The sequence below is a fragment of the Micromonospora sp. WMMD736 genome (genome assembly GCF_049179015.1).
In the GTDB taxonomy this organism is placed as follows: domain Bacteria; phylum Actinomycetota; class Actinomycetes; order Mycobacteriales; family Micromonosporaceae; genus Micromonospora.
In genome coordinates this window covers 3,081,906-3,101,844 of the sequence record NZ_JBMHMI010000001.1, presented here as the reverse complement: position 1 = coordinate 3,101,844, position 19,939 = coordinate 3,081,906, and the positions used below count along the sequence as shown (strand labels likewise).

The 19,939-nt window shown below is 71.5% G+C and carries 20 protein-coding genes; 15 read left to right on the top strand and 5 right to left on the bottom strand.

Annotation, left to right across the window (positions count from 1 at the left end):
• Positions 1-12: 12 nt before the first annotated feature.
• Positions 13-1,071 (bottom strand): mechanosensitive ion channel family protein, encoded by a 1,059-nt coding sequence (locus tag ACN269_RS13475; protein ID WP_421476317.1) that lies wholly within the window; start codon positions 1,069-1,071, stop codon positions 13-15.
• Between the two features lie 267 nt (positions 1,072-1,338).
• Between ACN269_RS13475 and ACN269_RS13470 the strand changes: the two genes are divergently transcribed.
• The gene (locus tag ACN269_RS13470; protein ID WP_074313833.1) at positions 1,339-1,875 is read left to right on the top strand and encodes an HNH endonuclease; all 537 of its coding nucleotides are present in this window, start codon (positions 1,339-1,341) and stop codon (positions 1,873-1,875) included.
• A gap of 9 nt (positions 1,876-1,884) precedes the next feature.
• Here ACN269_RS13470 and ACN269_RS13465 read toward each other — a convergent pair whose 3' ends face one another.
• A complete protein-coding gene (locus ACN269_RS13465) occupies positions 1,885-3,471 on the bottom strand; it encodes a DUF6194 family protein (RefSeq protein ID WP_421472772.1) in 1,587 nt (528 codons plus the stop codon).
• 54 nt (positions 3,472-3,525) lie between these two features.
• Here ACN269_RS13465 and ACN269_RS13460 point away from each other — a divergent pair, with 54 nt between their 5' ends.
• Positions 3,526-4,305: a TioE family transcriptional regulator gene (locus tag ACN269_RS13460; protein ID WP_421472771.1), complete on the top strand. Its 780-nt coding sequence runs from the start codon at positions 3,526-3,528 to the stop codon at positions 4,303-4,305.
• On the opposite strand, the gene ACN269_RS13455 is transcribed toward ACN269_RS13460, so the two are convergent.
• On the bottom strand, positions 4,251-5,117 hold the full coding sequence (locus ACN269_RS13455) for a class F sortase (RefSeq protein WP_421472770.1): 867 nt from the start codon (positions 5,115-5,117) through the stop codon (positions 4,251-4,253). The two genes, ACN269_RS13460 and ACN269_RS13455, sit on opposite strands and share 55 nt — an antisense overlap.
• A 12-nt stretch (positions 5,118-5,129) precedes the next feature.
• The gene (locus ACN269_RS13450) at positions 5,130-5,651 is read right to left on the bottom strand and encodes a hypothetical protein (protein ID WP_421472769.1); all 522 of its coding nucleotides are present in this window, start codon (positions 5,649-5,651) and stop codon (positions 5,130-5,132) included.
• Between the two features lie 574 nt (positions 5,652-6,225).
• On the opposite strand from ACN269_RS13450, the gene ACN269_RS13445 reads away from it, so the two are divergent.
• Complete coding sequence (locus tag ACN269_RS13445) at positions 6,226-7,200, top strand: IS110 family transposase (RefSeq protein ID WP_421472077.1); 975 nt, start codon at positions 6,226-6,228, stop codon at positions 7,198-7,200.
• Between the two features lie 71 nt (positions 7,201-7,271).
• A complete protein-coding gene (locus ACN269_RS13440) occupies positions 7,272-8,558 on the top strand; it encodes an IS256 family transposase (protein ID WP_421470792.1) in 1,287 nt (428 codons plus the stop codon).
• Positions 8,559-8,734: 176 nt separating this feature from the next.
• Here ACN269_RS13440 and ACN269_RS13435 read toward each other — a convergent pair whose 3' ends face one another.
• Entirely contained in the window at positions 8,735-9,172 is a 438-nt protein-coding gene (locus tag ACN269_RS13435) for an Lrp/AsnC family transcriptional regulator (protein WP_421472768.1), read from the bottom strand.
• Between the two features lie 146 nt (positions 9,173-9,318).
• Between ACN269_RS13435 and ACN269_RS13430 the strand changes: the two genes are divergently transcribed.
• Genes ACN269_RS13430 through ACN269_RS13380 form a run of 11 tightly spaced genes read left to right on the top strand, consistent with a single transcriptional unit; the run spans position 9,319 to position 19,892 of the window.
• Positions 9,319-10,221 (top strand): tryptophan 2,3-dioxygenase, encoded by a 903-nt coding sequence (locus ACN269_RS13430; RefSeq protein WP_421472767.1) that lies wholly within the window; start codon positions 9,319-9,321, stop codon positions 10,219-10,221.
• A 14-nt stretch (positions 10,222-10,235) separates the two neighbouring features.
• Positions 10,236-11,516 carry a kynureninase gene (gene kynU, locus ACN269_RS13425; RefSeq protein ID WP_421472766.1) on the top strand — a complete coding sequence of 427 codons (1,281 nt, stop codon included), beginning with the start codon at positions 10,236-10,238 and terminating at the stop codon, positions 11,514-11,516.
• Positions 11,513-12,850 carry an FAD-dependent oxidoreductase gene (locus tag ACN269_RS13420; protein ID WP_421472765.1) on the top strand — a complete coding sequence of 446 codons (1,338 nt, stop codon included), beginning with the start codon at positions 11,513-11,515 and terminating at the stop codon, positions 12,848-12,850. The genes kynU and ACN269_RS13420 overlap by 4 nt, the downstream gene beginning before the upstream one ends.
• Positions 12,851-12,873: 23 nt before the next feature.
• A complete protein-coding gene (locus ACN269_RS13415) occupies positions 12,874-14,355 on the top strand; it encodes a 2-hydroxymuconic semialdehyde dehydrogenase (protein ID WP_421476315.1) in 1,482 nt (493 codons plus the stop codon).
• A 14-nt stretch (positions 14,356-14,369) separates the two neighbouring features.
• Complete coding sequence (locus ACN269_RS13410) at positions 14,370-15,167, top strand: 2-keto-4-pentenoate hydratase (protein ID WP_421472764.1); 798 nt, start codon at positions 14,370-14,372, stop codon at positions 15,165-15,167.
• A complete protein-coding gene (locus tag ACN269_RS13405) occupies positions 15,164-16,096 on the top strand; it encodes an acetaldehyde dehydrogenase (acetylating) (RefSeq protein WP_421472763.1) in 933 nt (310 codons plus the stop codon). The genes ACN269_RS13410 and ACN269_RS13405 overlap by 4 nt, the downstream gene beginning before the upstream one ends.
• The gene (dmpG, locus tag ACN269_RS13400; protein ID WP_421472762.1) at positions 16,093-17,175 is read left to right on the top strand and encodes a 4-hydroxy-2-oxovalerate aldolase; all 1,083 of its coding nucleotides are present in this window, start codon (positions 16,093-16,095) and stop codon (positions 17,173-17,175) included. Before ACN269_RS13405 ends, dmpG begins: the two co-directional genes overlap by 4 nt.
• Positions 17,172-17,945, top strand: a complete 774-nt coding sequence (locus tag ACN269_RS13395; protein WP_421472761.1) for a 2-keto-4-pentenoate hydratase — start codon at positions 17,172-17,174, stop codon at positions 17,943-17,945. The genes dmpG and ACN269_RS13395 overlap by 4 nt, the downstream gene beginning before the upstream one ends.
• Complete coding sequence (locus tag ACN269_RS13390; RefSeq protein WP_421472760.1) at positions 17,942-18,364, top strand: RidA family protein; 423 nt, start codon at positions 17,942-17,944, stop codon at positions 18,362-18,364. Before ACN269_RS13395 ends, ACN269_RS13390 begins: the two co-directional genes overlap by 4 nt.
• A complete protein-coding gene (locus tag ACN269_RS13385) occupies positions 18,361-18,885 on the top strand; it encodes a 3-hydroxyanthranilate 3,4-dioxygenase (protein ID WP_421472759.1) in 525 nt (174 codons plus the stop codon). The genes ACN269_RS13390 and ACN269_RS13385 overlap by 4 nt, the downstream gene beginning before the upstream one ends.
• Entirely contained in the window at positions 18,885-19,892 is a 1,008-nt protein-coding gene (locus ACN269_RS13380; protein ID WP_421472758.1) for an amidohydrolase family protein, read from the top strand. The genes ACN269_RS13385 and ACN269_RS13380 overlap by 1 nt, the downstream gene beginning before the upstream one ends.
• Positions 19,893-19,939 lie beyond the last annotated feature (47 nt).

Here is a 19,939-nt window from a genome sequence, read left to right as displayed (position 1 = left end):
AGTATCACCGGGTCAGGTGGCGCCGCCCTGGCCGGTCTCACCCTCCGACAGGGGCCGGCTCGGCACGCCGGGATAGATGCGGGCGGCGGCGATCTGCGCGGTGATACCCGAGTTCTCCAACGCCTCCGCCAACCTGCGCCGCAGCTCCCGTCCCACCGCGAACTGGCCGTCGGCAGTCGTCTTGACCACCGTACGGATCACGGCGCCGTCCACCGTCATCTGTTCGACGCCCAGCACCTCCGGCGCCTCGACGATCTCCGGCGACAGTTCCGGGTCCACCGCCACCGACGCGGCGGCCGTGCGCAGCACCGCGCTGGCCTCCTCCGTACCGCTGAAGCCGATCGGCAGGTCCACCACCACCAGCGCCCAGCCCTGGCTCTTGTTGCCCACCCGGATGATCTCGCCGTTGCGGATGTACCAGAGCACGCCGCGTCCGTCCCGGACGGTGGTGACGCGCAGCCCGACCGACTCCACGACGCCCGTCGCCTCGCCGAGGTCGACGTTGTCGCCCACGCCGTACTGGTCCTCGATGAGCATGAAGAGACCGGCGATCAGGTCCTTCACCAGGCTCTGCGCGCCGAAGCCCAGCGCCACGCCGGCGATGCCGGCGCTGGCCAGCAGCGGCGCCAGGTCGAAGCTGAACTCGCGCAGGATCATCAACAGCGCGATGCCGAAGACGAACGCCGTGGTCAGGCTGCGCAGCACCGAGCCGATCGCCTCGGCCCGCTGGCGCCGCCGTTCCGGCACGAACTCGGCCGGGTCGACCGCCGCCGTGGGCACCCGCTCGCGCAGCGGCCGCAGCATCGTCGGCACCGCGCCGTCGGTGGTCGTCCGGACCAGCCGGTTGATCGTCCGGTGCAGCGCCCAGCGGGCCACCATCGCCAGCGCCAGGATCAGCACGACCCGCAGTGGCTTGAGCAGGATCCAGTAGCTGCCCTCGGCGAACCACGCCGAGTGGGTGATCCCGTAGATCCACTCGCAGGAGGTGCTGCCCTGACAGTTCACCGATACGGCGTCGGGCAGGGCAAGGGGCGTCACGCTGGCGGCACTCACCCTGTCTTCGTACCGCAACACCTCGGGCCGGCCGTCGCCGACCCACCAGCCGGGTGAGATGCGCCGGAGCGCAGGGTCGGACCGGGGCGAACCGGCCATCGTGACAGGTGCGGAAAAGAGCTTCACATCCGACCCCGGATTAGTACGTGCAATCCGGGGTCCGATCAGGGACTATTGGCGCAACGGACGTCGGTGATCGAACGGGCGTCGACGGTGCGGGCCCTCGTGCCCAACTCCGGTCGGCGGCGGGTTCGCAGCAGCCGCTGAACCGGGAGGGTGAGCGCGATGCCTGACATACGACCCACGGTGGGCTCCGGCGCGCTGGTTCTCAACGCCACCTACGAGCCGCTGTGTGTCGTGTCGGTGCGTCGCGCCGCGATCCTCGTCCTCTCCGCCAAGGCCGTCTGCGTCGCCGACGGCGACGGCATCCTGCACAGCGCCCGGGACGCGCTGCCGGTGCCGTCGGTCGTGCGGCTGACCCGCTTCGTCCGGGTGCCCTACCGCACCCACGTCGGGCTGTCCCGTCGCGCGATCTTCGCCCGGGACGGATGGCGGTGCGCCTACTGCCGGGGCCCGGCGGAGACCATCGACCACGTCTTCCCGCGCAGCCGGGGCGGCCGGCACGCGTGGGAGAACGTGGTCGCCGCGTGCGCGCGGTGCAACCACACCAAGGGCGACAAGACCCCGGCCGAGCTGGGCTGGCGGCTGCACGCCCTGCCGGCCGCGCCGAAGGGCACCGCGTGGCGGGTGCTCGGGCACCGCGCCCCGGACCCGCGCTGGGCCGACTGGCTCGACCTGCGCGAGCCCGAAGCGGCGGCCTGACCGGGCCGATCAGGCCTGCGGGTCGGCGGCCCGACGCGTCGCGCGCTCGTGCCGGTCCACGGCCCGGCGGTGCGCGATCGCGAGGAGCCGGTCGACCTTGGGCAGCATCTGCGGACCTGGCATCACGATGCTGGCGAAGCCGTACAGCGCGTAGCCCGGGTGCGGCGTGAGCGTGTCCAGCCGGGCGTAGTCGAAGTCGTCCCGGTGCTCCTCGAAGGCCCCGGGCGCGAAGCCGAACGCCTTGGTGAACTCGGCCCGACCCAGGTCGAGGTTGAGGCGGAAGACGCCGGGACGGTCGAGTTGCCCGGCCTCGTCGAAGCCCGGCACGTCGTGCTCGACGATGGTGGCGAACGGTTGGCGGCGGTCCGGTCCGACGTGGAAGAAGCGATCGCCCCACGCGCCCTCCGGTGACCCGTTCTCCGCGCTCGCCACCACCTGCTCGACGCCGGGCAGTGCGGCGATGCGCTCGGCGAGCACGGCCGGGTCGACTCCGGTCGGGATGTGCAGTACCGCGTCGGCGTGATCGATGGCGGCCTGGTCCAGCGGGACGTAGCGGTAGTCGTGCATTCTGCGCTCGGCCGGCGCGATGTCGGCCGTCGGGACGTACCCGGGAAGGTCGCCCCGCTGCCGGAGCCGACCCTCGTAGCTCGACGCGGCGGGCGCGTCGATGCCGAGCGCGGGACTCGCGCCGAGGCTGCCGACGACCACCGCGTACCGCTCGCCGAGCAGCGCACCGACGATCGCGCCGGCACCGGCCCACGACACCGTCGCGCCACCGACCGTCATGGTGGTCGGATGGCGCTGGAGGTGCCCGTTGTGCGCGAAGACCAGCGTTGGTCCCCGGTCGGCCTCCACCGCCCGGATCGCGAGCAGGTTCTCGGCCATCAGCGCGTCCCGGACCCCGGCCAGGTGCGCGAACCGTTCCTCCTGCGCGAGGTCGACCGCCGCGGCGGCGTGGTACCGCAGCAACGCGACCGCGGACGTGGCGTGCACGTGCGCCTCGTGCCAGCCCGCGGACCGGCGGTGCGCCTGGCGGTACAGCTCGGTCAGCAGGTCGTCGGCGAGGACCCGCAGCCGCTGCGCCTCCGGCGAACGTCCGACCGACCGGCCCGGCTCCCAGACGGCGGCGGTGTCGCTCCACCGGGCCTCGTCCCCGACCAGGTCGTCGATCTCCGCCGACCGGTCGAGTTCGAGGAATTCGCACACGAGCGTCAGGTGCCGGCGCGGGCTCGGGGCGCCCTCCATCTCCAGCGGCGCGTCGAAACCGTGGAACCGCAGGCGCTGCCCGACGGGCCGTCCGGCGTTCCACTCCCGCATGCGCAGCAGCAGGTCACGGTTGGCCGGGGCGACGCCGAAGCCGTGGCTGAACCCCTCGGCGAGCGCGCGGTCGAGCGGCACGGGGCCGCCGCCCACGAAATCGTCGACGAGCAGCCCGGCGGCCCGGTCGCTCTCCAGGGCGATGGAGCGGTAACCGTGCTCGGCCAGCGTCAGGAAGGTGTCGTTGCGGATCTGGAGGAACGCCGACTCACCATGCGTGGGCTCGCCGAGCGCGAGCAGGGTCGGTGAAGCGGTGAGCAGGTCGAGAAGAGTGGTCATTGCATCGACCGTATCGTTGAACCAGCGGTTGAGACTTCAGAGCCAGGGAGCACGGTGGTCACCCTAAAACCCTCAAACCCGGGGGTACGCCGACCGATCGACCTCGCGCGGCGGCACGGACTGTCGGCGCAGGCCGTGCGCAACTACGAACGTGACGGTGTGCTGCCGCCGGCCGAGCGCACCGTCAGCGGGTACCGCCGGTTCACCGAGACACACGCCCGGGCACTGGCCGCCTACCTCGCCCTCGTCGCGGGCCACGGTCACGCGGCCGGCGGCGACATCATGCGCGCCGTCAACCGGGGCGAGATCGACGCGGCGTTGCGGGCGATCGACCACAGCCACGACCAGCTACGACGCGACCGGGAGACGCTGGACGCGGTCGAGGCGGCGGTCAGTACGCTCACCGCCGGCACGCCCGCACCGCTGACCCGGCGGGCCGTACCGATCAGCGTGCTCGCGCACCGGCTCGGCGTACGACCGGCGACGCTGCGCAAGTGGGAGTCGGCCGGAATCCTGCGACCGGAGCGCGACCGGGTCACCCGCCACCGCGTCTACTCGCCCGACGACGTCCGGGACGCCGAACTCGCCCACCTGCTGCGCCGGGGCGGCTACCGGCTGAGTCACATCGCCGAGGTGCTGCACCGGGTACGGGACGCCGGGGGCGCCGAACCACTGGCCGCGTCGCTGGCCCAGTGGCGCGGACGGCTCACCCAGCGCGGCCGGGCCATGCTCACCGGTGCCGCCCGGCTCGCCGCGTACCTGGACGGCGGCGCGGGAGGTCACCCGTCACGGGCCTCGACCAGCGAGGCGAAGACCACCAGGTTGTCCGAGTAGCCGGTCTCACCACCCACCCACCGTCCGCCACAGGTGATCAGCCGCAGGCTGGGACGGCTGAAGTCGCCGTACACCTCTTCCACCGGTAGCCGTTCCTTGTCGAACCGCTCCACCGAGTCCACCTCGAAGACCGCCACCCGACCGTCGGCGCGGGTGATGTCGACCTGGTCGCCGGAGCGCAGCTCCCGTAGCCGGTGGAAGACGGCCGGTCCGGTGGTGGTGTCCACGTGCCCGACGATCACCGCCGGGCCGTACTGCCCCGGGGTGGGGCCCTGGTCGTACCAGCCGGCCTCCTGGGCGCGGGCCACGTCGGGCACGGCGATGGTGCCGTCCGGGGCGATGCCCACGTCGTGCAGCGGTGCCCGCAGGTCGATCGTGTCGATGGCGAGGTCGGTCGGGCGACTGGCCGGCAGTACCGGGAACTTCTTCGGCGGCGGACGCAGGCCCGCACTGATCCGGTCCGGCAGCAGACTCACCCCGGTCACCCGTTCGACGCCGAGCATCGCCACGATCAGCACCATCAGCGACGCGATGACCAGGACCGGCACCCCCGGCCCGTCGCCGCCCAGCCGACGCCGGCCCAGCGCCGGCCCGCCGGGACGCCGTGGCGGCAGCGGTCGCGCGTCCGGGTCGATGGTGGCGACGCTGGCGGAGAACGCCTGTCCGGCGACCCGCCGCAGTCGGCCCGAGGCCCGAACCACCAGCCGGCCGGTGGCGCGCAGCGTCTTCGCGGCCCGGACGCGAGCCGCACCGTCCGGTCGAGTGGAGCGGGCTGAGCCGTCCCGCCGCGTACGCGCGGATCTGCGGGTCATGGCAGCTCCGGGTCAGGAGCCGGCTCCGGGCCGACGCCGGTTACCCACCATGCCGAGCGCGACCGCGGCGGCCACCAGCGCCACCCCGCCGATGACCAGGACCGAGCCGGTGCCCCGGCCGCCGGCGGTGCCGCCGCCCCCGGTCGCCGGCCCCTTGCTGGGTGAGGCCATGTTGAGCACGGTCAGCATCGTCTCGGCGGTCTGGTTGTTCTGGCAGCGCAGGTCGACCTGGTAGTCACCGGGCTCCTTGTTGCCCGGAACGGTGACCTCCCCCTTGAGGAAGCCGTTGTCCGGCCTGAGCATGACGTGCCCGAACGCGTCGGAGCGCACATTCGCCTGCCGGTCGTTGTTGTTGTCGCAGCTCGCGCGGATCGTGACCCGACTGCCCGCCGGGACGCTGTTCGGCGTCACCTCGACGAAGGTGTTCTCGCCCGCGTGGGCCGGCGTGACCGACAGCAGGACGAACGCCCCGATCAGTCCGACAAGTGTCAGAGCGGACGAGAGCGCGCGGTTGATCGTGCGAAGACCCTGCATGATTTCCCCCCAACCGGCGACGACCGCCGGAACCCTCCCCTGGGTACGCGGCTGCTTTCCCCCCACCCCCCCAACAAACCCACCCCCGCCCGCCCTCCGCCCCCGCCCCGTCGATCATGGAGTTGTGGTGCCCCGCGAAAGGCGCATACCAGCGCCATCTACCCACCACGACCCCATGATCGACGTCGAGCTACGCCTTCAGTCCCGCGACGCTTCTATAGGTGGGCCGGTTCCGGGAGGCTGGCATCGGTAGGGTTCGACGTCGGTGATCGACGAGTGACTCATGCAAGATCTGGCCGCCGTCAGAGGGTGTGCCGTGGAGTGCGACTTGTCCTCGTGGGTTACCGGCGTCGGCCCGGCCCACCTTGCTGGCCTGATCAGAAGCCTGTCCGCGACTGGTATCGCGTGACTCATCACAGATATGCCGCCGGGTGATCGTCTCCCGGGCCGACGCCGTCCGAACGTCGTCCCGTGCAAGGGAGAAGCGTCCGTGTCTTGCATCCTGACAGATCGCCTGGCCGACCGTGTCGACGCGGTTATCGGTGTGGATACCCATACCGATACGCACACCGCTGTGGTCAGCACCCCGGTCGGGACCGTGTTGGCCGAGATCACCGTGCCGGCCACCGCCGACGGTGCCGCTGTTCTGCTGGCCTGGGCCCGGCAGCAGACGAGCGTGCTGGGAACGGGCCGGCGGGCCTGGGCCCTGGACGGTGCCCGCTGTCACGGTGTCGGCCTGCTACGGGTCCTGCGTGCCGCGGGTGAAGATGTCCTGGAAGCACCCAAACCCGCGACCGGCCGCCGCCGGCGAGGCGGCAAGTCCGACGCGCTGGACGCCGTGCACGCCGCTCGTGCCGTGCTGGCCGCCGATCACGTCGCCGTGCCCCGCATCGACGGCGACCGGGAATCCCTGCGCCTGCTGCACGTCTGCCGCCGCCACTACAGCGACACCCGTACCGCCACCATCAACCTGTTCAAATCGGTGATCCTCACCGCCGACGACGACCTACGCACCCAACTACGTGGCCTGAGCACCCTGCGGCAGGTCCAGCACGCCACCACCCTCACCAACGACAACAGCGGCGACCACCTACGCCGCAGTCAACTAGCAGCCCTCGCCGAGCAGATCCTGACCCTCGACCGGCTCCTGAAAGCCAACCTCACCGAGATCCGCACCCTGGTCGACAAACTCTGCCCGACCCTGCTCGACCAACCCGGCATCGGCCCCGTCACCGCCGCGATCACCCTGACCGCCTGGTCACACCCCGGCCGGTTCCGCAGCGAAGCCGCATTCGCCTCACTCGCCGGCGTCAGCCCCGTCCCCGCCAGCTCCGGCCGCACCGTCCGCCACCGCCTCAACCGAGGCGGCGACCGCACCCTCAACGCCGCCCTGCACACCATCGCCAAAGCCCGACAACGCTGCCACCAACCCACCAAGGACTACGTCAACCGCCGCACCACCCAAGGCCACACCCCAGCCGAGATCACCCGCAGCCTCAAACGCTACATAGCCCGCCAAATCTGGCGCATCCTCGAAGCCACCGCTTGACGGGTCTGTGGATCTAACGGTGTTTCCGGCCTGACCTGCCGGGCGTTGTGCCTGGTGAGGAGGGTGCCGTGATGACCGCGACACTGAACGACCAGACCGGACGTAGGAAGCGGCCCGAGCCGTCGGCGGAGGCGAAGGCGGCCGCTGAGCTGGTTCGGGCCGCGAAGGAACAGGGGCTGTCGTTGACCGGCCCGGACGGGCTGCTCAAGCAGTTGACCAAGACGGTCCTGGAGACCGCGTTGAACGAGGAGATGACCGAGCACCTCGGCTATGAGAAACACGATCAGGTCGGTGCCGGGTCGGGCAACGTCCGTAACGGCACCAGGGCGAAGACGGTGCTGACCGACAGCACCGGTCCGGTGCAGATCGACGTGCCCCGGGACCGGGCCGGCACGTTCGAGCCGCAGATCGTCCGCAAGCGGCAGCGCCGGCTCTCCGGAGTCGACGAGGTCGTGTTGTCGTTGTATGCCAAAGGGCTCACGACTGGGGAGATCTCGGCGCATTTCGCGGAGATCTATGGCGCCTCGGTGTCCAAGGAGACGATCTCGCGGATCACCGACAAGGTGATCGAGGAGATGACCGACTGGTCGCACCGCCCGTTGGATGAGATTTACGCGGCGGTGTTCATCGACGCGATCGTGGTCAAGGTCCGCGATGGGCAGGTCGCGAACCGGCCGTTCTATGCCGCGATCGGCGTCACGCTCGACGGTGAGAAGGACATCCTCGGGTTGTGGGCCGGCACCGGTGGTGAGGGCGCGAAGTTCTGGATGAGCGTGCTGACCGACCTGCGCAACCGCGGTGTGAAGGACGTGTTCTTCCTCGTCTGCGACGGCCTCAAAGGGCTGCCTGAGGTGGTGACGAACGTGTGGCCCCGCACGATCGTGCAGACGTGCATCATCCATCTGATCCGCAACACGTTCCGGCTCACCTCCCGCAAGTACTGGGACGCGCTCAAGCACGACATCAAGCCGATCTACACCGCCGTGAACGCCCAGGCGGCCCGGGCGGCGTTCGATGACTTGGCCGAGAAGTGGGGCAGCCGGTATCCGGCGGTGATCCGGTTGTGGGACAACGCCTGGGCAGAGTTCATCCCGTTCCTCGACTACGACGTCGAAATCCGGCGGGTGATCTGCTCGACCAACGCGATCGAGTCGCTCAACGCCCGCTACCGGCGGGCCGTCAAAGCCCGCGGCCACTTCCCCAACGAGCAGGCCGCGTTGAAGTGTCTGTACCTGGTAACCCGATCCCTGGACCCCACCGGGGCAGGCCGAACCCGATGGACGATGCGCTGGAAACCCGCCCTGAACGCCTTTGCCATCACCTTCAGCGACCGCTTCCCAGCCGCTGAAACTTACTAACCAAGATCGCCGGAAACACCTTTAGCGAGACAGGCCCCGCTTGACAGCAACCCTCACAGATCTTGCACTTGCTGTGGTGACGAAACAGGACACTAGGGGCTTTTGGGCAACAGCAAGTGCAAGATCGGCGCGGGGAAGGGGCGGGGAGGGGCGCGGGGAGGGGCGCGGGGAGGGTGTTAGGGGTGGGGGGTTATGGGGTGCCAGGGGAGGGGGGTGGAGAGGACCATGGTGCTCGAGGGTTGGCCGTAGGGGGCCAGGCGGTCGATGACCGCCTCGAAGTCTCCGATCGAACCGGCGGCCACCTTGAGCATGCTGCACGCGTCACCGGTGATCCGGTGGATCTCCAGGATCTCCGGCCAGTCGGACACCTCCGGGTCGTGCAGGATGCAGCGGGACCCGTAACAGGACATCCGGATCAGGGCGACCACCGTCCGGCCGGCCCGGGTGAGGTCGACGTGGGCGTGGTAGCCGGTGATCACTCCGGTCTCCTCGAGCCGGCGGACCCGCTCGGCGACCGCCGGTGGGGACAGGTGCACCCGGCGGGACAGTTCGCTGAAGGAGAGCCGGGCGTCGGCCTGCAACTCGCGCAGCAGCGCCCAGTCCATGTCGTCCACGCTGGCACCTTACTTTCGTGAACCGGATTCGCCTAGCTGCCTTGCGTTCGCCAGGTCAGGACGGCAAGTCCCGTTGATCCGGCATTCCGTACGCCGATCCCACCGCGAGATCATGACGTCGGCAGTTCAGGGAAGGGAGACGACTGGTGGAATCGACGGAGCGGCGGGCCTCGAACCGCGTCGCCACGGTGCGACCGGTGACCCCGCGACAACGGGCGGCCCGCGCCGCACGCAATGGCGGTGAACCGACTCTCGAGTTCGCCGACCTGGTGCCGTACGACGCGTACGTGCGGGCGAGCGCGCTGCACCAGTTGCAGCAACCCCTGAGCGACGATCCCGGCGAGATGTCGTTCCTCATGGTCAGTCAGATCATGGAGTTGTACTTCGGGCTGACCTGTCACGAACTGCGCGAGACCCAGCGTCTGCTGCGCGCCGACCGGATCTGGGACGCGCTGGCTCCGCTGCGCCGCGCCACCCTGCACCTGGAGGGGCTGAACGCCGCCTGGCAGGGCCTGCGGTGGATGTCCCCGGCCGACTTCAACCGGTTCCGCAACCTGCTGGGCGAGGGCAGCGGCTTCCAGTCCGCCATGTACCGGCACCTCGAGTTCCTGCTCGGGCTGCGCGACCCGGCGCTGATCCGCCCGTTCCGCCGGCAGACCGAGGTGCACGCCGCGCTCACGGCCGCGCTGGCCGCCCCGAGTCTCTGGGACGACGTCGTCGCGCTGTTGGCCCGGCGCGGCTTCGACATCCCCGCCGATCTGCTTGGCCGGGACGTCGCGGTCGAGCACGACCCGCAACCGGCTGTCGAGGCCGCCTGGGTGCGGATCTACGCCGACAACAGCCCCGACAACCAGCTGCGGCTGCTCGGCGAGGCCCTCAGCGATGTCGCCGAGGAGTTCGGCGACTGGCGCTGGAACCACGTCAAGGCGGTGCAGCGGACGATGGGCGCCAAGGTCGGCAGCGGCGGTTCCGCCGGCCTGGCGTGGCTGCAACGGAGCATGGCCCGGGTGGTCTTCCCGGAGCTGTGGTCGGCCCGTACCGCGATGTGACCGGAGAACCAGACATGCACACCCCACAACACGAGGCGCACCGCCTCGACGAGGCCGACCCCGGTCACCGGCATCTCTTCCACGTGCCACCCGCCGACGGCGGCGACCACCCCGAGTCGGCGTACCTGGCGGGCAATTCGCTCGGTCTGCAACCCCGGGCCACCCGCGACGAACTCCTCGCCGACCTGGACGCCTGGGGACGGCTCGGCGTGGAGGGGCATCTGGAGGCCGAGCGCGCCTGGTTGCCGTACCACGAGCTGTTGACCGGCCCGGCCGCCCGACTGGTCGGCGCCCGGCCCGCGGAGGCCGTGGTGATGAACTCGCTCACCGTCAACCTGCACCTGCTGATGGTCAGCTTCTACCGCCCGGCCGGCGCGCGCACCCGCATCGTCATCGAGGACTCCGCCTTCCCCTCGGACAGTTACGCGGTGCGCAGCCAGGCGAGGTTCCACGGCCTGGACCCGGACGAGACCGTGGTCCGGCTGCGCCCCCGCCCCGGCGAGGACGCGCTGCGTACCGAGGACGTCACCGACTACCTGGCCGCCGAGGGCGACCGGGTGGCGCTGGTGCTCCTCGGCGGGGTCAACTACCTCACCGGTGAGTTGCTGGACATTCCGGCGATCACGGCCGCCGGCCGGGCGGCCGGCGCGGTGGTCGGCTGGGATCTCGCCCACGCGGTCGGCAACGTGCCCCTCGAGTTGCACGACTGGGACGTCGACTTCGCGGCCTGGTGCTCCTACAAGTACCTGAACGCCGGTCCCGGCGCCCTGGCCGGCGTCTTCGTGCACGAGCGCCACCTCGGCGACCCGAACCTGCCCCGCTTCGAGGGCTGGTGGAGCACTGCGGCGGCCACCCGGTTCGAGATGACGCCGGTGTCCCGCCCACCGTCCACGGTGGAGGCGTGGCAGATCTCCAACCCGCCGATCTTCGCCATGGGCCCGGTGCGTACCTCGCTGGAGCTGTTCGACGCGGTCGGCATGCCGGCGCTGCGCGCCCGCAGCCTGCGCCTCACCGGCTGGCTGGAGTCGCTGCTCGACGAAGTCACCGCCGACCGGCCGCTGCGGGTGGTCACCCCGCGCGACCCGGCCCGGCGGGGCTGCCAACTCTCGGTCCGCGTCGGCGCCGGCAACGCCGCCGAGCTGACCAAGCGCCTACGGTACGAACACGGCGTCATCGCCGACGCCCGGGAGCCGGACGTGGTCCGGTTTGCCCCGGTGTCGCTCTACTCGACGTACCTCGACTGTTGGCGGGCCGCCGCCGCACTGGCGGCCACGGTGGGGCAGGTGAACCCGTGACGGCCCGGCGCGACGAGGTCGCGATCATCGGCGCCGGCATGGCCGGGTGCCTGGCCGCCTGTTTCCTGGCCCGGCGGGGCTACCCGGTGGCGCTGTACGAGCGTCGGCCGGACCCGCGCACCGGAACGGCCGAGCGGGGGCGTTCGATCAACCTGGCGCTCTCCGAGCGCGGGCTGGACGCGCTGCGCCGGATCGGCCTGGCCGACCAGGTGATGGCCGACGCGCTGCCGATGCGCGGCCGGATGATCCACCCGGTCGAGGGGGAGCCGCAGTTCCAGTCGTACAGCGCGGCCGGCGACCGGGCGATCAACTCGATCAGCCGGGGCGCGTTGAACAACGCCCTGTTGGACGCCGCGGCCGCACTGCCCGGGGTACGGGTCGTCTTCGACCACCGTCTCGTCGGGCTCGACCCGGCCGACGGCTCGATGAGCTTCGACACCCCGCAGGGGCCGGTCGCCGCCAAGGCGTCCGTGGTGCTGGGCGCGGACGGCGCGGGCTCCGCCGTACGCGGGCAGCTCCTGGCGCACGGACTGCTGCGCGAGAGCGTGGACTTCCTCGACTACGGCTACAAGGAGCTGACGATCCCGCCGCTGGGCGGGGACTTCGCCCTCGACGAGGACGCCCTGCACATCTGGCCGCGCGGCACGTCGATGATGATCGCGCTGCCGAACCCGGACCGCTCCTTCACCTGCACGCTGTTCTGGCCGAACGAGGGCGCCGGCAGCTTCGCCGCCCTGGACGATCCGGCGGCGATCCGGGCGCACTTCGCCGAGCAGTACCCGGACCTGGTCCCGCTGGCTCCGACCCTCGTCGACGACTACCAGCACAACCCGGTGGGTGTGCTCGGCACGGTCCGCAGCACGCCCTGGCAGGTCAACGGCACGGTCGGCCTGATCGGCGACGCGGCGCACGCCATCGTGCCGTTCTACGGTCAGGGCGCGAACTGTGCCTTCGAGGACGTCGTCGAGCTGGACCGCTGCCTCGACGAGTGCGCCGACGAGTGGACGGCGGCGCTGCCGCTGTTCCAGCGCCGCCGCCAGGAGAACGCCGAGGCCATCGCGCAGATGGCGCTGACCAACTTCGTGGAGATGCGCGACAAGGTCGCCTCGCCGGTCTTCCAGGCCCGGCGGCGGGTGGAGCACGCGCTGGAACGGGCCCTGCCCGGCCGGTACGTTTCGCAGTACGAGCTGGTGTCCTTCTCCACCACCCCGTACGCCGAGGTGCGCCGCCGGGTGCGCCGGCAGCACCGGGTGCTCGGCGCGGTCGCCGCTGGGGCGGCGCTGCTGCTGGCCGGCGCGGTCACGGCGGTGCTCAACCGAGGGAGGCGCGCGTGACGAACCTCTGGGACCCGTCGTTGATGACCGGCCGCGCGCCGGCCGGGCCGCCGCGGCTGCGCAACTTCGTGGGCGGCGAGTTCGTCGACGGAGGATCGACGTTCACCAAGGTCAGCCCGGTGACCGGCGAGCCGGTCTTCGAGGTGGCCGAGGCGTCCCGGTCCACGGTGGACGACGCGGTGGCCGCCGCCCGCGCGGCCCTGCGCGGGCCGTGGGGCCGGATGGGCGAACGCGAGCGCGCCGAGGTGCTGCGGCGCGTCGCCGACGAGCTGGAACGCCGCTTCGACGACCTGGTCACGGCCGAGGTCGCCGACACCGGCAAGTCCATCGCCCAGGCCCGTACGCTGGACATTCCGCGTGGCGCGGCGAACTTCCGGGCGTTCGCGGAGATCGTGGCGACCGCGCCCACCGAGTCGTTCACCACGGTCACCCCGACCGGCGGCCGCGCCCTGAACTACGCGGTCCGCAAGCCGGTCGGCGTGGTCGCGGTGATCGTGCCGTGGAACCTGCCGCTGCTGCTGCTCACCTGGAAGGTCGCCCCGGCACTGGCCTGCGGCAACGCCGTGGTGGTCAAGCCCAGCGAGGAGACGCCCGCCTCGGCGACGGTGCTGGCCGAGGTGATGGCCGCCGCTGGCGTACCCGAGGGTGTGTTCAACCTCGTGCACGGCTTCGGCCCGGACTCGGCGGGGGAGTTCCTGATCCGCCACCCGGGCGTGGACGCGATCACCTTCACGGGCGAGTCGGCCACCGGCGGCGCGATCATGCGGGCCGCCGCCGACGGGGTGAAGGCGGTCAGCTTCGAGTTGGGCGGCAAGAACGCCGGCCTGGTCTTCGCCGACGCCGACCTGGACGCGGCGGTCGCCGGCTCGGTGCGGTCCAGCTTCACCAACGGCGGCCAGGTGTGCCTCTGCACCGAGCGCATCTACGTGCAGCGGCCGGTCTTCGAGGAGTTCACCGCCCGGCTGGCGAAGCGGGCCGGCGAGCTGGCGTACGGCTGGCCGACCGACGAGGCCACGGCCACCATGCCGCTCATCTCCCCGCAGCACCGGGCCAAGGTGCTCGGGGCGTACGACCTGGCCCGGTCCGAGGGCGCCGAGGTGCTGACCGGCGGCGGTACGCCCACCTTCGGCGACGCCCGGGACGGCGGCTCGTACGTGCAGCCAACGGTGCTCGCCGGCCTGGGCGCGGACGCCCGCACCAACCGGGAGGAGATCTTCGGCCCGGTCGTGCACGTCGCGCCGTTCGACACCGAGGACGAGGCGTACGCGCTGGCCAACGGCACCGACTACGGCCTGGCGGCGACGGTGTGGACCCGGGACGTCGGGGTGGCGCACCGGGCCGGGGCGCGGCTGGACGCGGGCATCGTCTGGGTCAACACCTGGTTCCTGCGGGACCTGCGCACCCCGTTCGGCGGGGTGAAGGCGTCCGGCATCGGTCGGGAGGGCGGCGTGCACTCGCTGGACTTCTACTCCGAACTCACAAACGTCTGCGTGGACCTGTCGTGACCGGAGGAGTGAACGTGGAAGCCGACATCGAGGCCGCCAACCGGGAGTTGGCCGAGGCGCGCAGCAGCGGCACGCCGTGCCCGCCGCTGCGCGGCCGGTTGCTGCCGGAGGGGGACGTCGAGTCCGCGTACCGTGTGCAGCAGTTGCAGACGCGGGCCTGGCAGGGCCGGGGCGAGCGCCGCGTCGGCGCGAAGATCGGGCTGACGTCCCGGGCGGTGCAGGAGACCTTCGGGGTGTTCCAGCCGGACTTCGGGGTGCTGACCGACGAGATGGCCGTCGGCGACGGGGTCGAGGTGCCGATCGAGCGGCTGCTCCAGCCGCGGGTCGAGGCGGAGATCGCGTTCGTGCTCGGCGGTGACCTCGCCGAGGAGCGAATCACCACGGTCGACCTGATCCGCGCGGTCGACCACGTGCTGCCGGCCATCGAGATCGTCGACTCACGGGTCGCCGGCTGGGACATCTCCATCGTGGACACGATCGCCGACAACGCCTCCAGCGGGCTGTTCGTGCTGGGCACCACGCCCCGCCGGCTCGCCGACGTCGACCTACGACTGTGCGGGATGGTGCTGGAGCACGCCGGTGAGCCGGTCTCGGTGGGCGCGGGCGCGGCCTGTTTGGGCAACCCGCTGCACGCCCTGCACTGGCTGGCCGCCACCCTCGCCCGGGCCGGTGACCCGCTGCGCGCCGGGGACGTGGTGCTCTCCGGGGCGCTCGGCCCGATGGTCCCGGTCACCCCGGGGGCCGCGTACGAGGCCCGGATCTCCGGGCTCGGCTCGGTCCGTACCTGCTTCAGCGAGGAGGTTTCCGCGTGACCACCGGAGTGGCGGTGCTCGGTTCCGGAAACATCGGCACCGACCTGATGATCAAGGTGTTGCGGCTCAGTAGCGAGCTGCGGATGGTGGCGATGGCCGGCATCGACCCGGCCTCCGACGGCCTGGCCCGGGCCCGCCGCCTCGGCGTCACCACCACCGCCGACGGCGTGGACGGCCTCGTCGCGCTGCCCGAGTTCGCCGACGTCCAACTGGTCTTCGACGCCACCTCGGCCGGCGCGCACCGCCGCCACGACGAGGTGCTGCGGGCGCACGGTCGTACGGTGGTCGACCTGACCCCGGCCGCGATCGGCCCGTACGTGGTGCCGCCGGTCAACCTCGACGAGCACCTGCACGAGCCGAACGTGAACATGGTGACCTGCGGCGGGCAGGCGACCGTGCCGATCGTCGCCGCCGTCGGTCGGGTCACCCCGGTGGCGTACGGCGAGATCGTCGCGTCGATCGCCTCGAAGTCGGCGGGGCCGGGCACCCGGGCCAACATCGACGAGTTCACCGAGACCACGGCACGCGCCATCGAGGTGGTCGGCGGCGCTGAACGGGGCAAGGCCATCATCGTGCTGAACCCGGCGGACCCGCCGCTGCTCATGCGGGACACCGTCTACTGCCTCTGCCCGGACGCCGACGCCGACCGCGCCGCCATCGCCGCCTCGATCAGCGACATGGTGGCGAGGGTGCAGGAGTACGTCCCCGGCTACCGGCTCAAGCAGGACGTGCAGTTCGACCGGGTGCAGGCGTACCTGCCGTCGTTCGGGCGGCAGCTCACCGCCCTTCAGGTGTCGGTGTTCCTGGAGGTCTCCGGCGCCGGCCACTACCTGCCCGCGTACGCCGGGAACCTGGACATCATGACGTCGGCCGCGTTGCGGACCGCCGAGCGGCTGGTGGCCCTGCGGACGACGGGAGCGGTGGCATGACCGACCTGTACATCCAGGACGTGACCCTGCGCGACGGCATGCACGCCATCGCCCACCGCTACACCGTCGACCAGGTGCGCGCGATCGCCGCCGCGCTGGACGCCGCCGGGGTGGCCGCCATCGAGGTCGCGCACGGCGACGGGCTCGCCGGGTCCAGCGTCAACTACGGCCACGGCGCGGCCAGCGACGCCGAGTGGATCTCCGCGGCCGCCGAGGTGCTGACCACGGCCAAGCTGACCACCCTGCTGCTGCCCGGCATCGGCACCATCGCCGACCTGAAGGCCGCCAAGGCGCTCGGGGTGACCAGCGTCCGGATCGCCACGCACTGCACGGAGGCGGACATCTCCGCCCAGCACATCTCCTGGGCCCGGGAGAACGGCATGGACGTGGCCGGGTTCCTGATGATGTCGCACATGAACGACCCGGCCGGGTTGGCCGGGCAGGCCAAGCTCATGGAGTCGTACGGGGCGCACTGCGTCTACGTCACCGACTCCGGCGGACGGCTGCTGATGTCCGACGTGGCGCAGCGGGTCGACGCGTACCGGCAGGTCCTGGAACCGGAGACGCAGATCGGCATCCACGCGCACCACAACCTGTCCCTCGGGGTGGCCAACAGCGTGCTCGCCGTCGAGCACGGCCGGGTCCTCGGGTCCGCGCCGGCCGGCCCCGACGCGCCGCACGGCCGGACCGTCCGCGTCGACGCGTCCCTCGCCGGGATGGGCGCGGGCGCCGGAAACGCGCCGTTGGAGGTCTTCGTGGCGGTCGCCGAACTGCACGGCTGGAAGCACGGCTGCGACGTGTTCGCGCTGATGGACGCCGCCGACGACCTCGTCCGCCCGTTGCAGGACCGGCCGGTCCAGGTGGACCGGGAGACGCTCTCCCTGGGGTACGCCGGGGTCTACTCCAGCTTCCTGCGGCACGCCGAGCGGGCCTCGGCGAAGTACGGCGTGGACGTGCGCTCGATCCTGGTCGAGCTGGGTCGGCGTCGGATGGTCGGCGGCCAGGAGGACATGATCGTCGACGTGGCACTCGACCTGGCCGGCACGACGCGGTCGCGGACGGAGGATGAGGCAGCATGATCGGACCGGACATCGCGGGAATCGCCGAGAAGTTGGGCGCGGCCGCCGCCACGGCCACGGCCATTCCGCAGCTCGCCGCCGAGACCGGCCTCGACGTGGACGCCGCGTACGCCGTGCAGGCCGCGCTGGCGCAGCGCCGGATCGACGCCGGTGAGCGGCTGGTCGGGCTGAAGATGGGGCTCACCAGCAAGGCGAAGATGGCCCAGGTCGGCGTGGACGAGGTGATCTGGGGACGGCTCACCGACACGATGCGGGTGCCCGACGGCGGCGTGGTCGACCCGGCCGCGTACATCCATCCCCGGGTCGAGCCGGAGGTCGCGTTCCTGCTGGACCGGCTCCCCGAGCCGGGCGAGCCGGTCGGCGACTTCGCCACGGCGGTCCGCGCGGTCGCCCCGGCCATCGAGCTGATCGACTCCCGGTACGCGGACTTCCGCTTCTCGTTGCCGGACGTCATCGCCGACAACACCTCGGCCGCCGCGTTCGTGATCGGCCCGTGGTCCCCGGTGCCGGCGGGCCTGGACAACCTGGGCGTCCTGCTGGAGGTCGACGGCCGGGTGGCCCAGGTCGGCTCGACCGCGGCGATCCTCGGCGATCCGCGCCGCGCGCTGGACGAGGGCATCCGACTGGCGGGCCGGCACGGGGTACGACTGGAGTCGGGCTGGGTCTTCCTGGCCGGCGCGGCCACCGCCGCCGTGCCGCTGCGTCCCGGCGCGCACGTCCGTGCGGTCGTCGAGAAGCTCGGCACGGCCTCGCTGCGGGCATCGTCGTGAGCGGGGTCGTCGTCGCCGGCAAGGCCGTCCCGCGAGGGGCCTTTCCGCACGTCAAGGTGGCGGGTGGGTTCGTCTTCGTCTCCGGTACGTCGTCCCGCCGAGCGGACAACAGCTTCGCCGGTGTCGAGGTGGACGAGTTCGGCACCACCAACCTCGACATCCGGGCACAGACCCGGGCCGTCATCGAGAACGTCGGTGACCTGCTGCGGTCGGTCGGCGCGGACCTCACCGACCTCGTCCAGGTGACGTCGTACCTGGTCAACATGAATGACTTCGGTGGCTACAACGAGGTCTGGGCGGAGTTCTTCGACGCGTCCGGGCCGACCCGCACCACGGTGGCGGTACACCAGTTGCCGCACCCGCACCTGCTCATCGAGATCCAGGCCGTGGCCCTTCTTCCCTCGGGAGGTCAGTCGTGAGTGAGATCGCCGAGCCGTTCAGCTTTCCGGGCTGGATCGCGGAGAACCAGCACCTGCTGAAGCCCCCGGTGGGCAACAAGGAGATGTTCCCCGGCGGGGACGACTTCATCGTGATGGTGGTGGGCGGGCCCAACCAGCGCACCGACTTCCACGTGGACCCGTACGAGGAGTTCTTCTACCAGGTCAAGGGCAACATGCACATCAACCTGATGACCCCGCAGGGGCCGCGTACGGTGCACGTGCGCGAGGGTCAGATGTGGATGCTGCCGCGCAACACCCCGCACTCGCCGCAGCGGCCGGAGGCCGGCTCGATCGGTGTGGTGGTGGAGCGGGTCCGCGAGGAGGGCACGCTGGAGACGTTCCAGTGGTACTGCCCGGAGTGCGGGCACAAGGTGCACGAGGTGGAGTTGCAGGTCCGTGACATCGCGGCCGACCTGCCGCCGGTGTTCCAGGCGTTCTACGGGGACGAGTCGGCGCGTACCTGCGCGAACTGCGGCACCCTGCACCCGGGCAAGGGCTGATGCCCACTGGTGTGGTCGACGTGCACACGCACGTCGTACCGAAGGGGTGGCCGGACCTCGGCGCGACGTGCGGCGGCTCCGGCTGGCCGTGGTTGCGGGTGGACTCCGAACGTGCCGCCATGATCATGGTGGGGGAGACGGAGTTCCGCCCGATCGGCGCGGAGTGCTGGGACGCGTCGCGCCGACTCGCCGACATGGACGCCGACGGTGTCGCCGTGCAGGTGGTGTCGCCGACGCCCGTCTTCTTCAGCTACGACCGCCCGGCCGACCAGGCCGTGAAGGTCGCCCGGATCTTCAACGACCTGACCCTGGAGGTCACCGCGGCCGGTGGCGACCGGCTGGTGCCGTTCTGCCAGGTGCCCCTCCAGGACCCGGACGCCGCCTGCGCCGAGCTGGATCGCAGCCTGGCCGCCGGCCACGTGGGCGTGGAGATCGGCAACCACGTCGGCGACCGGGACCTGGACGACGCGGGCGTGGTCACCTTCCTCCAGCACTGTGCCGAGGTGGGTGCCCCGGTCTTCGTCCACCCCTGGGACATGCCGGGCAGCCCTCGACTGGACCGCTGGATGGCCCGCTGGCTCACCGGCATGCCCGCCGAGACGCACCTGTCGGTGCTGGCGATGATCCTGGGCGGCGTGTTCGACCGGGTACCGGAGACGCTGCGGATCTGCTTCGCACACGGCGGCGGCAGCTTCCCGTTCTGGCTCGGCCGCGCCGACAACGCCTGGCACCGCCGGGGCGACCTGGTCCGGGGCGCGTCCGCCGCCCCGCCGAGCAGCTACGTCGACCGGTTCAGCGTCGACTCGGTGGTCTTCGCGCCGCCGGCCCTGCGGCTGCTGGTCGACACGCTGGGGGAGGACCGGGTGCTGGTCGGCAGCGACTACCCGTACCCGCTGGGGGAGCGGCCCGTCGGCGCGGTGGTCGACGCCGCCGACTTCCTCTCCGACGCTCAGCGCGAGAAACTCCGATCCACAAACGCCCTGCGCTTCCTGCACGGGCGGCGCTGACGGCGTACCCCCGGTAGCGCCCCCGGACGACGGACGGCGACACCGAC